Genomic DNA, 14,524 nt, shown 5'->3' with positions numbered 1-14,524 from the left:
GATGATGCCTGCGCTGGAGCAGGACAAACAGCTAACACCTGTGCAGAGCATCTGAAACTGTCGTTTATATACGTCTGACTAGGCGAAAACGCCTGCAATGGTAGAATCTCAGCTGTTTTTCTCTAACTGTAAAATCATGCAAATCGCCTCAAATCTCAGTCATCTCAATGCTTTGTCGCCGCTAGACGGCCGTTATGCCGCCAGGTGCGACGTGTTGCGTCCGCTTCTTTCTGAAGCCGGTTTCATGGCTCACAGAGTCGAGGTTGAAGTAGCCTGGCTTATCGGTTTGTCTGATGCTGGCCTGCCCGAGCTTGCGCCGTTTTCGGCGGCTGCCAGAGCCAGACTGAAAGCGCTGGTCGACAACTTTTCTGAAGATGATGCAGGGCGCATCAAAGAAATCGAAAAAACCACTAACCACGACGTCAAAGCCGTTGAATATTGGCTTAAAGAGTGTGTGGCAGATAACGAAGAGCTGGCCGGTGCTGCCGAGTTCATCCATTTTGCCTGCACGTCTGAAGATATCAACAACACATCACATGCTCTCATGCTCACGCGTGCTCGGTCACAGTTTATCGTGCCCAAGTTGGTCGAACTGTGCAATCGCTTGAAAGAGCTGGCTCGCCAGTTTGCTGACCAGCCTATGCTGTCGCGCACGCACGGGCAGCCAGCCAGCCCAACCACGTTGGGCAAAGAGTTTGCCAACGTAGCCGCGCGCCTTGATGGTGCCATCGCCGCTGTTGAGGCTGTGCAACCATTGGCGAAAATGAATGGTGCCACGGGCAACTACAACGCCCATATGTCAGCCTACCCCGAAATCGACTGGCCGGTATTCAGCGCCCGCGTTCTGGGAGAGCTGGGCCTTACGCAAAATCAGCACACAACGCAGATTGAGCCGCATGACTGGATCGCCGCGCTGTTTGATGCGGTGACACGAGCCAATACGATTATTCTCGATCTTGATCGCGATATCTGGGGCTATATTTCATTGGGTTATTTCAAGCAAAGGCTTAAAGAAGGCGAGGTCGGCTCTTCCACCATGCCACATAAAGTTAACCCAATAGACTTCGAAAACTCCGAGGGCAATATCGGGCTGGCCAATGCGGTGTTACGCCATCTGTCTGACAAGCTGCCGCTTTCACGCTGGCAGCGTGATCTTACCGACTCAACGGTTTTGCGTAATCTGGGCGTCGCGCTGGGTTATTGCGCTGTCGCCTATGACGCCTGCATGCGTGGGCTGGGTAAGCTCGAGCTTAATGCAGCGGCCATAGATGAAGATATTGACGCATGCTGGGAAGTGCTGGCTGAGCCCGTGCAAACAGTTATGCGCCGTTATGGTTTGCCACAGCCTTATGAGCAGCTCAAGGCGCTTACCCGAGGCAAAGGCATTACTCAGGAGGCCCTAACTGGTTTTATCGGTGGGCTCGACCTGCCACCAGAACCCAAGGCCAGGCTGCTGGCGATGACGCCTCGCAGCTATGTTGGTCTGGCTGCGCAGCTTGCCCGCAAGGTTTAACGCCTTGCAAAATGTGTCGCCAGGCAGGCGATGTGCGCCTGGCGATTTTGATTTGTTGATTGCATCTTGAGGTTAGTTATGAAGAAATCCATTGCTTTGTTCGCGATTGCGACGGTTGTTGGTCTCGGCTGTTCAACTGCCAGTGCTCAGTTCAAAGATGCTGACGCGGCTATCGATTACCGAGAGGCAGCCATGACGTTGATGGGTTCGCATTTCGGACGCATGGGCCCAGTGGCCAAGAAAGAGGCGCCATTTGACGCAGAGGCAATCCGCGCCAACGTTGCTATTTTCAGTACCATTGCCGCCTTGCCATGGGTTGCCTATGGCCCAGGGACGGAAGGGGGCGCAGCAAAGCCCAGCGTCTGGAGTGATGCCAAGGGGTTCAAACAAAAGCAAGATGATTTCAAAGTGGCGGTAACAAAACTGGACGCTGCAGCCGAGAAGGGCGACTTTGATGCGTTCAGGGTGGCGTTCGGCGCCGTGGGCAAAAGCTGCAAAGCCTGTCATGACAGCTATCGCGAGAAAGATTAATCTCAAAAAAAAACGGGTTTCTCAATAAGTGGGCTAGGTTTTCGCGCTAAACTGTTCGTCTTTGCAGCGCGGGGCTGTTAGCTCAGTTGGTAGAGCAGCGGACTCTTAATCCGTAGGTCGGGCGTTCGAGCCGCCCACAGCCCACCAGAATTATCCAGTAAAATCAGTATGTTATAGCCGCCTCTCACGCGGCTATTTCTTTTTCTGGCTGCAGCTTTGACCTAAACGTGACATTGTTTACGTGCGCGGCGAGGTGGCCAAAGCTGGAGGCGAGGGATGGCTGAGCCGGATGAATCTTGCACTTCGGGATTAGCTCATGACCCATCAGACGCAGACAAAAGAAAACCCGCCGCAGCGGGCTGATGCCAACGGTTTAGTTCAGCTATCTTTTTGGGCAATAAGTCAGGCTGAATATGCTCAGATCATCTATAATTCTTACCCAGAAGGACGACCTTCACACTTGACCAGATTCGGGACGACCCTATTTGATAATGGAGGTCGTGATGGCCTGGGTATTTGTGGTGATGGCGGGTGGGCTGGAAATCGTTTGGGCGTATTACATGAAGCAGTCAGCCGGCTTCACTCGTCTTGTGCCTACTGTCGTGACGCTCGTTACGATGATTGCAAGCTTCGCCTTGCTGTCAGTAGCCATGAAAACTCTTCCGTTAGGCACCGCTTACACCGTGTGGACGGGCATTGGTGCAGTGGGCGCGTTTGTCGTGGGCATTGTAGTGCTTCATGAGCCTGCAGGAACTGTTCGTCTAATCGCAGCGTCTCTGATTGTGGCTGGCATCGTTTTAATGAAATTTTCGTCGCCCTAGACTCTGCCCAGCTCCAATAGGTATTCTCGCCTATTCAGGATGAGCGCCCACAAAAAATCTTCGTGAGGGGCTGTTGTCTTTATAGACAGGGGGGGCAGCGGACTACAGCCGTGGTGGTGGTCGAACAGGCTGAAGCAATGTGTTTTGAAGCGGCCCTTTATGTTCACGAACCTTTTCTATTTTGTACTCGCTTTTTAGCCCCGTATCGGCAATGGACTGGACGCGCCTAAGATTAACTATAAGAACATCTCCCTTTCCAAATCGTGCTTCGCCCGTTTCTATTTGTCCGAGAAAGTCTTCGTCTGTTATTTCCGCGAAAAAGGATGTTGTTCCGTCATTAAGTCTCCACTTGTTGCCGTCCTTAAAAACGGCTGACTCAATTTGAAGCAGCGCCCCTTCTGTAAGAGTATTTGATACCTCCTCAGGGCTTCCGTCCAGATCCGTAAAGGCCACTGCATCCGCTTGCGTAATGACCACCTCGGCCTTGCCATCTCGCCCGGACGCAAAGTAGTCGATTCCTGTCTGGGTGAGCGGCTTTATGACCTTGGATAAGGATTGGCGCACAACTCTGGTGGAATATAGCCGTCCAACCGCTATATCAACCTCAAGCGTTTCAGTTTCGCTTGTTTCCTCAATGATGAAAATCGCCTTTTCATCTTTGTACTCTATCCTGGAAGGCTGTCTTCCATTCAGCCACAGAACCAACCCAATCAGTCCACCACCCCCGACCAAGCCAAGGCCTCCGAGTATGCCGAAAAGGTTCGATAAAGCCGTAGCATCAGCGCCTGACAATAACGATACTAATTGTTCTTTGAAAGTAAGTGCAGCGGATAAATCGATCTTGAACGATCCAGACTGAAAATTCCCTTTTACGTTTACCCTTATTTCTGGCTTATCGCCGTTTAGTGCCCGATTGGACTCCTCTAACAACGATGAAAGGGCGAGCAGCGCTGGGGCCAGCTCACGCACATCCATTTCATGCGTCTCAAGGGCTGGCCCATCGTATTTAATTGAAAATTGAATCGATGCGCTCATGTCTGACATTCTATCGTTTTCCTGTTTATTCATACAGAGTCTGATGGACGGTAATATTCTCTCATCAAACTAAATGTTTGTTACTTTGTGCTCACGTTAATCGCGGTACGGCATCCAACTAATGACAGTGAACTGTTCCCTTCTTTTTATCCATGAGGCAGCATTTGCCCGGTGGTTAGTCTTTACGACAGTTGCCTCCGTGCGAGTAAGCCTGGAATGGGTAGACTAGTAGGCTAAACAACATGGCTGAAACGAGTAAACGAATGGTTTTCATGCTTTTGTTTCCTTGTTGTTCCTACCTTTGCCTTAGCCCAACTCAAACAGCGGATGAGCCATTACCGAACCACATCAGGCTACACCTCGCATACTTTGGGGTTACGAAAGATGTATTTAGCCACGCTATCAGTTCACACCGCCGTTGCGCCGTTAGCTGCTCATGATCACCTTCGCTGCTTTACCGTTGGAGACTTTTACTTTAGTGGCAAGAAGGCCGCCTTGGGGCGACGGCACAAACCAGATAACGCTTGCTATAACAAAGTACTGCCCATCCTTGAGGCCTTGGAATGAGAACTCGCCCTGAGCGTCGCACTTGGTGACCCGTTTATGTGTGTGATAGCCGGGAATGTCTGGCGTGAACTGAGCGTTAACACGGTCCATGCCCATGAAGTCGGTTCGCACCACCTCGCCTGCCGCTGGGGCGCGCCCGTAGATCCATCTAAGACGATCTGCCGCATAATCCGTAACAGGGATTAGTTCAACATCGCGGCCCGCGCAGGTAACGACCCCACCGCCTCTTTGCAGCAGAAAGGCTGAGCCGTTGAGGGTGCCGGTTCCTTCTTGTATCTGGTTTTTGGCGAGGCGCTCATCAAACTCTCCCATAACATTGACAATCGAGTTTTTGGTCTGGACTGTACATCCTGAAATCGAGAGGCTTAGCAGAATGGCGGCAAGGTGTTTCATTTTTTTCATCCTTATACATATCTAAATTTTTGTTACTTGGCACCCCCAAGAAGTGAGTGCTCACTACAAGTTCTAGCTATTTTTTTTCTTCACGTCCAGGCCGACCTGTCCTGCTGCGATCAGGATAGCTGCCTCAAGCTGCACGCGATGAAAGTCGCTTAAGGCTCTTACTTTCGACTCGTCAATGGATAGAAGAGGCCAGTCTGCATTGGACTTCACTCTGGGCGTTTTCGTTTCAGGCGTTCTGCCTAGCAACTCATCAATGGAGCGGCCCAGCGCCTCAGCTATGGGTTGGTATTGCTCGGCGGGCAGCCCCCGACTCTTCCAGTTGGTGACGTGCTGAGGAAGCACCCCCAATCGCGCAGCGAAGGCGGACTGATTCATACCTTGTTCTTTAGCCCATCGAAGTGCTCGGTTTATTACAGTCGTGTTCATTGCAGAAGAATATACAATTCGTCCAATTTTTCGTTACACGATTTGTTGATTAAATATTAAACAATTTGTTTATATTTGCCATGCAGAACGCAAAATCCATCGTTCAAATGTTTGGCGGCCTAACCAATGTTGCCCGTTTTCTTGGACTCGAAGAGTCTGGAGCTGTCCAGCGTTTATACGTCACAGTTGATTGATGCATACGTTCAGGCAATCTAGCCTTATTCTGCCTAAGCGGTGTTTTATGAGTGCTTCAAATGGCACAAGAGTCTCGCTTGTTCATTGTTATAAAGTTAAGAAGTGCAGAGCAACAGGCCGTCGATACTCAGGCAATACGTGAATGAGCTCGTTGGCACGCCGGCGTCCCATGCATGCTCCCAATTTTTCGCAGGGACTGAATAATGAAATCATGTTTCAGGCCTTTCTGTAATCAGAATTGAAGCCTATATTGATCGTCCATGGACGAAGACAAAGGGCTCTGGTTGGTGAATTGGATCAGGAAATTGAACATACAACGCTTGCCGGGAAAAGTCGCCATCATTACCGGTACTGCTTGGCTGGTTGATGATGGCGTCTCAATCACACGCACGTGCCCCCCTGATGGCATCTGACGTTCAAGGCCCTGTGTCGCTGCTTCTATTTCATCAACCTAAAGGAAACCACTCATGGACCTGAATCTTAAAGGCAAACTCGCGCTGGTGAGCGGCAGCACGGCTGGCATCGGTCTGGCTATCGCGAGCACGTTGGCGCAGGAGGGTGCCCGTGTGATCATCAATGGCCGCGCTCAGTCATCTGTGGATAAGGTGGTTGCGCAACTTAAAGCGGACACGGGCAGCGATGTACACGGGTTTGCGGGCGATCTGAGTACGGCCGCTGCGGCCGACGAACTTGCGCGACGCCATCCGAACGTGGAGATTCTGGTCAATAACCTGGGCATCTTCGAGCCCAAGCTGTTTGAAGATATTTCTGATGCCGACTGGCAGCGCTTCTTCGACGTCAATGTCTTGAGTGGAGTACGCCTCGCGCGCCTGTTTTTACCCGCGATGCGACGTGCCAATTGGGGACGCATTATTTTCATTTCGAGCGAAAGCGCGGTGCAGATCCCAGTTGAAATGATCCATTACGGGATGACGAAAACAGCCCAGCTTGCAGTCTCGCGCGGGCTCGCCGAGGCTGTTGCCGGCACCGGGATCACCGTCAATAGCGTGCTGCCGGGCCCGACGAAATCGCGCGGCGTCGGCGAATTTGTGGAGAACCTCGCAAAGGCTGAGGGCAAATCGTTTGAAGCATTCGAAAAGGAGTTCTTCGAGAAGATCCGTCCTACATCGCTCATCAAGCGATTTGGTTCGCCGCAGGAAGTTGCGTCTCTGGTGGCCTATATCGCCAGCCCGCTTTCGTCGGCAACAACAGGGGCTGCATTGCGGGCCGATGGGGGGGTGATAAAGAGTGCCTTTTAGACGCCACGGCTCAATGAGTACGCGCACTTTACGCAAACACGTAAGCCAATTGTGTTTAAGCCTTCTTTACGGAATTTTCCATTGAAGTTCTCAATGCAGGCGTTTTGCGTAGACCGGTCTGGTTGAGGAAAGGCTTGGATCTCTTTAATGTTATCGACCCACACTATTCAAGTAATGACCGAACCGGCCATCGGCCGATCCATTGTGCACAAGGTCTATTGACTGTGCGTCGTTAGCCAGGTCGCGCGAAGCCGTTGGTGATCCAGTCTGTTGCACTTTGGCGCGTTAGCTTGAAACCTGGCGATACGCGAACCCGTGCCTGCTCTTCGCCTAAGTCATCATGGGCGCTCAGTTCCGCATACGGTTCGTATTCATCGGGGACGATGTCTAGTGCGATGCGCCATCGGCCTGAGTGCGAGTCAATGGTCAGGTTTTTGTGCAACAGGGCGTGCAATTGCTGCTCGTGTCGACGCAGCACTTCAGATGCCGTCTTCACCAGCGTGATGAAAGCCGCAGAGTCGAGCGGTTTAGGGTTCTTCTTGTCGCGTCCCATGGTCCAGGGGCCGACTAAAGCCGGTTCATCTTCTCCGTCCATGAACATTTCAACGGCCCACCCGTCATCGTCTTCATTCTTGATGACGCGAGCGGTCCAGCCGTCGTCGCGCCACAGTCTAGCCTCATGGATTCGGGTGGTCGGCTCGAGATCCTCGTCGGAGTCGTCGGGTATGGTCGGGGAAAGTTCATTCACTGCGATGGGCTCTACTGGGTTGGCGTATAAGGATGACCGGCACGGCACGATGCGCGCGGCAGATACTGCGCATGCATGCGCTTAACTAATGGTAGCCCATCTGGTGCTGAAGTATGGAAGCAGTAAGAATCCGTTAGTCTTGTACTGAGCTTATTTATGATTGTTGTTTGGCAGCGTCTGCCCGAAGTGCCTTCTGCAATAGTTGATCTAGGGCGTTGGCAAAGGCACGCCTGTCGGCTTGGTTGAAAGCCGCGGGCCCGCCTGTATCGACGCCTGCGCTACGCAACTCTTCCATCATGTCTCGTATCGACAGCCGTTCGCTTATGTTCTCGGTGGTGTAGCGCTCGCCACGCGGGCTGAGTACCAGTGCCCCTTTTTGCAGAGCCTCGCTTGCCAGCGGAATGTCTGCGGTAATGACCAGATCGCCGGCAAAAGCTCGCTCAACAATATAGTCGTCCGCCACATCGAACCCTCGCGGCACCTGGACGGCCCGTATCAAAGGCGATGGCGGCGTACGCAGCATTTGATTGGCTACTAAGGTGAGTGGTTGCTGCGATCGTAGTGCCGCCCGATACAGGATGTCTTTGATGACGACGGGACAGGCGTCGGCATCGACCCATATATGCACGGACTAGTCCTTCAGCGCCTCGGCCAGCAGCGTGTTTACCAGCTCGTTGACGCTGATGCTATCCGCTTGCGCCTTGGCGTTTAAGGCCGCAATCAATGGCTGGTGCAGTTTGACGGGGAAGGAAACCAGGCCGGCAGCTTGGTCGAGGCGGCGTTGCTCGCGACGATCCACAGCGGGTACGGTGTCGGCAAGACGGTTTAATGGGTTGCCAGCATTGAGCTTGCCCTTGAGTTTCAAGGCTTTCTGCTTCTCGAGATCGGTTTTTTTCATGAGGTGCTCAGTGTTGTGGTCTGTCGGCGGAAAATTCGCCAGGCAGCATAGTAGATGATATCGAAGATGAAATGGTATGCGGTGTTTATATTTAGTGAGTATTGGCTTAATTAAGCGGCGCCGGCAACCTGCAATAAATGAACGTTGAGTGCGATCGTGAAACAGAGAAACTCGTTTGTAATCTCAAAGATGCCCTCATAACCGAGGTTGCTTGCGGAACTGCAATACAAGCAACGCAATTACCGAGAGCACCGCAGCAGCGATAGCGAAGCCGGTGCCGGCCGGGCGCAAGCCCAGCGCGTTAGCTGCGATGCCGACGCCAATGACAGGGATAGAGATCGCAATGTAGAGCACGATAAAGAAGGTCGATGTGACCTCTGCGCGTCGATCAGTAGGACAGGCCGCAGCCACGCTGGCCAGACCCGCGCGAAATGCAAGCCCCTGTCCCAAACCGGACAAAACCGCACCCAAAATGAGGAGTTTCAGCGACTCGACGTTAATTGCTGTACCCACTAGCAACGCACCCGCCGCGAGCACCAGGCAGCCGACGGGCAGGGCCAGCTTCAATGGTACGACCTCCAAAGCCAGTTGGCCCAGTGTGGAGGCCGCGAACACAATGAATACCACGAACCCGATCAGGGCGAGATTGGTCAAGCCGAGTATGCCGCCTAGGAAAGCTGGCGTCACGGCGCTGAAGAGGCCAAGCACGGCGAACCCCGCGAAACCTGCGATGCTGGCCGGAATGAAAACTTTACGGACTTCTCGCGGAACACTTAGCCTTTGTATATGAAGTCGTGGTTGTTTCGCAGTGATAACTGTCTCGTGGGTCTTCAGTAATCCTCCGACAGCAATCACGATCAACACAAGATGGACGATGAAAACCAGATGCATTGGCCATGGCGCATATTGGGCGAGAATGCCGCTGAGCAACGGGCCGAGGCCGAGTCCACCCATATTGACGGCCGTTGCAATCAGTGTTGCGATGCCTCTGCGGTTGTCTGGCGCAAGCTCAATCACCATGACGGTGGCCGTGCCCGTCGCGAGACCGGCTGAAATACCCGAAAGCACGCGCCCCAGCAGCAGCGAAGCCAGGTTCAAGTCGAGCAAAAATATAAACCCACTGGCTGCGGAAAACGCTAGCGCCGCGAACATGATGACGCGCCGTCCGAGCTGGTCAGACCAACTCCCGGCGACGATGAGGGCTGCGATTGTACCGCCAGCGTATACCCCGTAGATGACGGTAATCATCATCTCTGAGAGGGCGAATTGGTGCCGATAGAGCGGATAGAGAGATGTCGGTAATGTGGTGCCGATCATTACCACGAGAAACGCGAAACTCGCCAGCAAGAAGTCTTTATTCCAGAGCTGCTGCGTCGTTTGCGCAGCGGCGGGTGTGGTTTGCGTCATAACCCTGTTACTCCTACTTGCTCGTAAGAATGGGTTGAAAACCAGCCGCGCCTTTAAATTAATGGATTGTTGCGGCAGATCGCCAACACATGGCAATAACTGCGGCTTAAATCAAACGTAGCGGGCCCTGACATACCGATGGTTCGTTCGTGGGCGGGTTGTGAGTGCGGGGTATGCCAATTCAAGAATAATACGTCGATGTGCAAGCGTCTGTATAGCTCACTCTTCAATGAGGCGAACATCGCCGTGAGCAATGGGGCGGTTGTGTCTGTGCAGGTGGAGACGCTATTTCTCGACGCCATTGGAACAGTCAAAATATTTCGGTTGTTACGGGTAAACGAGAGGTTGGCTTCTACGGACTCAAAATAGGCTGATATTTAATTGCTTCGCCGTTATCATGGCACATGGCTGGTGATGCTGTTTTTCAATAATCGTGAAATAGCCGCACTGTAACCCGCAAAAAAGTGGACTCTCGCGACTATCAGTAATAGGTCGACCGTTCTTTATGCTATCCCTCGAAGGAGGATCCGCCATGGCGCGATCTGTAATCGCTGCAACGCTGTCTGTGGTGTTCACCGGGGTAGTTGCCCTGGTTACGGCACCTCCATCCGTCGCCCAGGGCCAGGCGGAAAAGTCCTCGTCCAACATCGCTTCGGGTTCGGCCAATGCCATGTCCGCTCTGACCGATGCACAACTCGGCGATCTGGTTGGGCGCATTGCGCTTTATCCTGACGACTTGCTGGCATTAATCTTGCCAGCATCGACGGTTCCATTAGAAATCGTTCAGGCCCAACGGTTCCTCAAACAAGCCAAGGGGCAGAAGAATCCCCAGCCACCAGACTCTTTGAGTGAGCCGGTGCGGAATCTGCTTAATTATCCCGAGATTATTGATCAGATGAACGCTGATCTGGACTGGACCCAGAGGCTCGGCGAAGCCGTGTATGACGACCAGGAAGCGGTAATGGATGCGGTGCAACGCTTTCGCATGATGGCCTATTCTGCAGGCAATTTGAAAAGCGATAGCAGGCAGAAGGTCGAGGTCAATAACCAGACCATCATCATTGAACCTGCCAAGCCCGATGTCATCTACGTGCCGCGCTACGAGCCGACCACCGTGATTTACGCTTCCACGTCTCCGACCTGGAGCTATTGGCCGACTCCGTATCCGGTCTACTACTACTCATATCCTCCGAGCCATACCTTTGCCAGCGGGTTTTTCTGGGGAGCAGCCACCGCCTGGGCCTTTAATTGGCACACTGGTGGCATCGGCTGGGGCAATAACTGGCACTCTAATACCAATATCAATATTGATCGAAATACCAACATCAACCGAAACACCAATATCAATCGGTATGGTGGTGAATCGGGCACATGGAACCCCAAGCATACTGGCTACGGTAACTCAGCGCGACCTGGCGATGCTGGCTTCAAACCTAATATTGATCGCAACAGCGCGGTTAAGGGCGCCAATCAGGTGGGTGCTGCGGGTCGCTCAGATGCAGGCAAAGGCAATCGGGCTGAAGCAGGAAATCGCTTAGATGCAGGCAAGGGCAACCGGGCCGAAGCAGGAAATCGCTCAGATGCAGGCAAGGGCAATCGGGCCGAAGCAGGAAATCGCTCAGATGCAGGCAAGGGCAACCGGGCCGAAGCAGTAAATCGCTCAGATGCAGGCAAAGGCAATCGGCCCGTTGCGAGTACTGGAAGTAGCAACTTCACGCCGACTACACGGCCAGCGACACGTCCATCGAGCAGTGCCGGGTCGCATTCTTCCTCATCAGATACGACACGTCGCTCGAACACTACAGGTTCGCGGCCGTCCACATCGGGGGCTTCTCGTTCAGCAGGAAACTCGTCTTCGCGCTCCGCATCGCCGCAGGCCAGTTCCTATGGTGGCATGTCCGGTCAGCAGTCACGTGCAGCCAGCCAGCGTGGCAACATGAGTCGTGGCGGTGGCGGACATCGAGGTGAAGGTGGGCATAGGCGCTGATATCCGTGCGATTTAGCTCCCAGACTCTACTTAGGAATCCAATCACATGAAAAAGCCACAACGCTCCCTTCGCCTTGCCAGCCTCACTGCAATGCTTGTCTTGTTCGTACCGCTCACGGCAGTTTTCGCCGCAAGCGCACAGCAGGATTTTGGTACGCCTGATGAAGCGGCCCATGCCTTAATTGAGGCGGCCGGCGCAAATGACAATGACGCGATTGCCGCGATCCTCGGCAAGGACAGTGCGGAGATCGAACAAAAGGGTAACGATCCGGGCATCGCAGCCACTCGAGAGCGGTTTGTCGACGCTGCCAACAAGGTTTTGCTGATTCAGGAGAGCTCGCCCGATAGTGCCTGGTTGATCATTGGCCCGAATGCCTTTGTGTATCCGGTGCCATTGGTTCGCAAAGGCGAGCGCTGGTCGTTCGACAGCGTCGCTGGTGCCGAAGAGCTGACCAATCGCCGAATTGGTCTCAATGAGTTGATGACCATGACCGTGCTTGAAGAGCTGCCGCTTCTGCAACGCGAGTATGAAGAAGTCCCGCGTGATGGGTCGAACGTTCGTGCTTATGCACAGAAATTCCTGAGCACCAGCGGGAAACGCGATGGTTTGTACTGGGATGCGGCCCATAGCGAACCACAAAGCCCACTGGGCCCGATGCTGAAGGACGTAGACACCAAGGCTGCCACCAGCTACTACGGCTACAACTATCGCATGCTGACGAGTCAGGGTGCTGCAGCCCCGGGTGGAGCCTATGACTACATGATTAATGGCAACTTGATCGGTGGGTTTGCAACGCTCGCAGTTCCTGTTCAATATGGCAAGACGGGCGTTATGACTTTTATTGTAAACCGCTATGGTGTGGTCTATCAGAAGGATTTGGGCGAGAAGTCTGTCGAGGTAGCCAAAGCCATCACCAGCTACAACCCAGATTCCAGCTGGAGTCTGGCCAGGGAGGAGATTGCCAAAGATTCGCCCACGCTACCCTAGGCTGGCGGGTTTATTGGGTTCTCGTGATCTGTCATTGAATTATCCCTAGGGTTATTCCCAGGTTCTGGGGATAAGTTTGGGGGAACTTGGCGTCGAGCATGCCTAGCGTCGCAGCGCCGCCTGCAAGTACGGGTCAACGTCAGACTGGCGCAATAGCCATGCCTTGTAATCTGCGGGTACGTCAGCGATGGGCATTCCCTTGTGTTTGCCAAACGTCATGACTTTCGGGATGCGGGCCTGTTCTGAAAGCTGCCATAACGCCTCCCAATCTGCCACCGGACCTGCAAGGTTAATTAGATTGGCCAGTAGCGACCGGCAGTTCTGGGTGTCTGCCAAGGCGGAGTGTGCTGCTCGAAGCAAGTTTCTGGCGTTTGGCCTGTCGATCAAATAAATCATGGCTGACTGGCTATGGCTGTCAGCGTCAGGGTAGTAACGGCGGGCAAGTGCCAGCGTGCAGATGCGTTTCACGTCGGGTTGCCCGGCGACTTTCCAGTCATAATCTATGTTGTGCCCAATGATGTATTGCACGTCGGACGGTAGCTTGAAGTCTGTATGTAATGGGCAGTCGACCAGCTCTTCATCATAAATATGGTGGACAGCAAGGGCGCCCAAGGTAATACGTTGGGAAGGGCGGTAGCGCTGCTCGAACTGTTCGGTAACGTTCAGCGTGGCAGGTGAATCCAATCGCAGCCACGCTGCTTCGATAATTTGTGGCTCGGCCGTGCCGGTGGTTTCAGTGTCAAAAATAACGGCGGTCATATAAAGTCTCTTAAGTTTATGCTTGGGCACGAGGCGCTGGAGTTAATCAGCAGCCTAGGCTCGCATCCCTGGTCAGAAGGAATGTCGTTGTTCATGTCTGCTAGCTTAGCAGTTGACAAAGCATAGCGCGGTGTCGGCGTAGTCTGTCAGTATGGTGTGTTGTTGTTGTTGTTGTTGTTGTTGTTGTTGTTGTTGTTGTTGTTGTTGTTGTTGTTGTTGTGTTTGGAGTATGGCCTCCGCGATGTCGTGACTGGCCTATATGCAAAAAAAGGCGCTTAGGGCATAGTCACGTTCGCGTTGACAAGCTGAGCGCTGAAGCGGGGGGCAAGTGTCTATCGATATCTTGACAAAAAACGTCTGATAATACGTTTAAGCGGCGTAAATAGCGTGATTGTGTAACTCTTTACGATACGTAAGTTATTTTGTATACTAAGGGTTAACACTAGGAGGCTGATATGAACGATTTATTACTATCGGTCTTGCTTACCACGTTCGCGGTTCTTGCCGGTGGAGCTATGTTTCTCGTTGCATTGCTCGCTATTGCCGATTTTGAACTACCAAAGATAATAGGATGGATGCATCGAACCAAGTGCCGATTGTCGTTTGACTGCGCCGATCGTTGTGAAGAAGCCTGTAAGGTCGCATAATCCTTCCCGCTGTGCTCCCGGTTACTCTACAGAGCCATCCCGTGTTGCAGACTGACTACACCAAGCCCCAAGAGCATGAATCTATGGGGCTTTTCTATTTGTTCTACTGCCATATACATGCGCACGTTGTACGCACCGCAACGCTGCCGTATAGCGTACGTTTTCGTGGGCCTAACCATGTTTATTTAAATGATGTTGAATGGAAGATAGCCGGGATAACGTCGATAATCAATACATGTTCCCTGTTAATTAACCACAAAGTTTTACGCGCAGAAACAATAAGCCATGCTACGATTCAGGGCATTTTTACAACTACCTTTTATGTTGGATGCTGCGGTTAG

General features: G+C 52.8%; 15 protein-coding genes and 1 tRNA gene. 8 read left to right on the top strand and 8 right to left on the bottom strand.

Annotated features, from left to right (window positions below; genetic code table 11):
* Positions 1-136: 136 nt before the first annotated feature.
* The 4 genes from purB to FQ179_RS08765 all read left to right on the top strand — a co-directional run bounded on the left by purB (position 137) and on the right by FQ179_RS08765 (position 2,865).
* On the top strand, positions 137-1,513 hold the full coding sequence (gene purB / locus FQ179_RS08780) for an adenylosuccinate lyase (RefSeq protein WP_149396792.1): 1,377 nt from the start codon (positions 137-139) through the stop codon (positions 1,511-1,513).
* A 78-nt stretch (positions 1,514-1,591) separates the two neighbouring features.
* Positions 1,592-2,044 (top strand): cytochrome c, encoded by a 453-nt coding sequence (locus FQ179_RS08775; protein ID WP_149396791.1) that lies wholly within the window; start codon positions 1,592-1,594, stop codon positions 2,042-2,044.
* Between the two features lie 71 nt (positions 2,045-2,115).
* A tRNA-Lys gene (locus tag FQ179_RS08770) sits at positions 2,116-2,191 on the top strand.
* 356 nt (positions 2,192-2,547) lie between these two features.
* The gene (locus FQ179_RS08765) at positions 2,548-2,865 is read left to right on the top strand and encodes a multidrug efflux SMR transporter (protein ID WP_149396790.1); all 318 of its coding nucleotides are present in this window, start codon (positions 2,548-2,550) and stop codon (positions 2,863-2,865) included.
* 102 nt (positions 2,866-2,967) lie between these two features.
* On the opposite strand, the gene FQ179_RS08760 is transcribed toward FQ179_RS08765, so the two are convergent.
* From FQ179_RS08760 to FQ179_RS08750, 3 genes are all read right to left on the bottom strand, one after another.
* Positions 2,968-3,933, bottom strand: a complete 966-nt coding sequence (locus FQ179_RS08760; RefSeq protein WP_149396789.1) for a hypothetical protein — start codon at positions 3,931-3,933, stop codon at positions 2,968-2,970.
* A gap of 393 nt (positions 3,934-4,326) precedes the next feature.
* Entirely contained in the window at positions 4,327-4,860 is a 534-nt protein-coding gene (locus tag FQ179_RS08755) for a DUF4198 domain-containing protein (RefSeq protein ID WP_149396788.1), read from the bottom strand.
* Between the two features lie 72 nt (positions 4,861-4,932).
* Positions 4,933-5,244 carry a helix-turn-helix domain-containing protein gene (locus FQ179_RS08750; protein ID WP_149396787.1) on the bottom strand — a complete coding sequence of 104 codons (312 nt, stop codon included), beginning with the start codon at positions 5,242-5,244 and terminating at the stop codon, positions 4,933-4,935.
* A gap of 713 nt (positions 5,245-5,957) precedes the next feature.
* Here FQ179_RS08750 and FQ179_RS08745 point away from each other — a divergent pair.
* Complete coding sequence (locus FQ179_RS08745) at positions 5,958-6,749, top strand: SDR family NAD(P)-dependent oxidoreductase (RefSeq protein WP_149396786.1); 792 nt, start codon at positions 5,958-5,960, stop codon at positions 6,747-6,749.
* 232 nt (positions 6,750-6,981) lie between these two features.
* Here the strand turns inward: FQ179_RS08745 and FQ179_RS08735 are convergent, their stop codons facing one another.
* From FQ179_RS08735 to FQ179_RS08720, 4 genes are all read right to left on the bottom strand, one after another.
* Positions 6,982-7,476 (bottom strand): hypothetical protein, encoded by a 495-nt coding sequence (locus tag FQ179_RS08735; RefSeq protein ID WP_149396985.1) that lies wholly within the window; start codon positions 7,474-7,476, stop codon positions 6,982-6,984.
* 175 nt (positions 7,477-7,651) lie between these two features.
* Positions 7,652-8,125, bottom strand: coding sequence for a YaiI/YqxD family protein (locus FQ179_RS08730; RefSeq protein ID WP_149396785.1), 474 nt, complete (start codon positions 8,123-8,125; stop codon positions 7,652-7,654).
* Between the two features lie 3 nt (positions 8,126-8,128).
* Positions 8,129-8,395 (bottom strand): hypothetical protein, encoded by a 267-nt coding sequence (locus tag FQ179_RS08725; RefSeq protein WP_149396784.1) that lies wholly within the window; start codon positions 8,393-8,395, stop codon positions 8,129-8,131.
* Positions 8,396-8,590: 195 nt separating this feature from the next.
* Complete coding sequence (locus FQ179_RS08720) at positions 8,591-9,802, bottom strand: MFS transporter (RefSeq protein WP_149396783.1); 1,212 nt, start codon at positions 9,800-9,802, stop codon at positions 8,591-8,593.
* 532 nt (positions 9,803-10,334) lie between these two features.
* Here FQ179_RS08720 and FQ179_RS08715 point away from each other — a divergent pair.
* Together FQ179_RS08715 and FQ179_RS08710 are read left to right on the top strand one after the other, a co-directional pair.
* Positions 10,335-11,789 carry a DUF3300 domain-containing protein gene (locus tag FQ179_RS08715; RefSeq protein ID WP_188074539.1) on the top strand — a complete coding sequence of 485 codons (1,455 nt, stop codon included), beginning with the start codon at positions 10,335-10,337 and terminating at the stop codon, positions 11,787-11,789.
* Between the two features lie 46 nt (positions 11,790-11,835).
* The gene (locus tag FQ179_RS08710) at positions 11,836-12,777 is read left to right on the top strand and encodes a DUF2950 domain-containing protein (protein ID WP_149396781.1); all 942 of its coding nucleotides are present in this window, start codon (positions 11,836-11,838) and stop codon (positions 12,775-12,777) included.
* A 102-nt stretch (positions 12,778-12,879) separates the two neighbouring features.
* Here the strand turns inward: FQ179_RS08710 and FQ179_RS08705 are convergent, their stop codons facing one another.
* Positions 12,880-13,536: a 3'-5' exonuclease gene (locus FQ179_RS08705; RefSeq protein ID WP_149396780.1), complete on the bottom strand. Its 657-nt coding sequence runs from the start codon at positions 13,534-13,536 to the stop codon at positions 12,880-12,882.
* Between the two features lie 455 nt (positions 13,537-13,991).
* On the opposite strand from FQ179_RS08705, the gene FQ179_RS08700 reads away from it, so the two are divergent.
* Complete coding sequence (locus tag FQ179_RS08700) at positions 13,992-14,183, top strand: hypothetical protein (RefSeq protein ID WP_149396779.1); 192 nt, start codon at positions 13,992-13,994, stop codon at positions 14,181-14,183.
* Positions 14,184-14,524 lie beyond the last annotated feature (341 nt).

Origin of the sequence: Pusillimonas sp. ANT_WB101 (genome assembly GCF_008369125.1) — a bacterium.
Taxonomy (GTDB): domain Bacteria; phylum Pseudomonadota; class Gammaproteobacteria; order Burkholderiales; family Burkholderiaceae_B; genus Allopusillimonas.
This window is presented reverse-complemented; position numbering and strand designations above follow the sequence as displayed.

Bases quoted from the DNA above. Each gene is read 5' to 3' on its own strand.
- purB (WP_149396792.1), top strand. From the start codon at position 137: ATGCAAATCGCCTCAAATCTCAGTCATCTCAATGCTTTGTCGCCGCTA.
- FQ179_RS08775 (WP_149396791.1), top strand. From the start codon at position 1,592: ATGAAGAAATCCATTGCTTTGTTCGCGATTGCGACGGTTGTTGGTCTC.
- FQ179_RS08765 (WP_149396790.1), top strand. From the start codon at position 2,548: ATGGCCTGGGTATTTGTGGTGATGGCGGGTGGGCTGGAAATCGTTTGG.
- FQ179_RS08760 (WP_149396789.1), bottom strand. From the start codon at position 3,933: ATGAATAAACAGGAAAACGATAGAATGTCAGACATGAGCGCATCGATT.
- FQ179_RS08755 (WP_149396788.1), bottom strand. From the start codon at position 4,860: ATGAAACACCTTGCCGCCATTCTGCTAAGCCTCTCGATTTCAGGATGT.
- FQ179_RS08750 (WP_149396787.1), bottom strand. From the start codon at position 5,244: ATGAATCAGTCCGCCTTCGCTGCGCGATTGGGGGTGCTTCCTCAGCAC.
- FQ179_RS08745 (WP_149396786.1), top strand. From the start codon at position 5,958: ATGGACCTGAATCTTAAAGGCAAACTCGCGCTGGTGAGCGGCAGCACG.
- FQ179_RS08725 (WP_149396784.1), bottom strand. From the start codon at position 8,395: ATGAAAAAAACCGATCTCGAGAAGCAGAAAGCCTTGAAACTCAAGGGC.
- FQ179_RS08720 (WP_149396783.1), bottom strand. From the start codon at position 9,802: ATGACGCAAACCACACCCGCCGCTGCGCAAACGACGCAGCAGCTCTGG.
- FQ179_RS08715 (WP_188074539.1), top strand. From the start codon at position 10,335: ATGGCGCGATCTGTAATCGCTGCAACGCTGTCTGTGGTGTTCACCGGG.
- FQ179_RS08710 (WP_149396781.1), top strand. From the start codon at position 11,836: ATGAAAAAGCCACAACGCTCCCTTCGCCTTGCCAGCCTCACTGCAATG.
- FQ179_RS08705 (WP_149396780.1), bottom strand. From the start codon at position 13,536: ATGACCGCCGTTATTTTTGACACTGAAACCACCGGCACGGCCGAGCCA.
- FQ179_RS08700 (WP_149396779.1), top strand. From the start codon at position 13,992: ATGAACGATTTATTACTATCGGTCTTGCTTACCACGTTCGCGGTTCTT.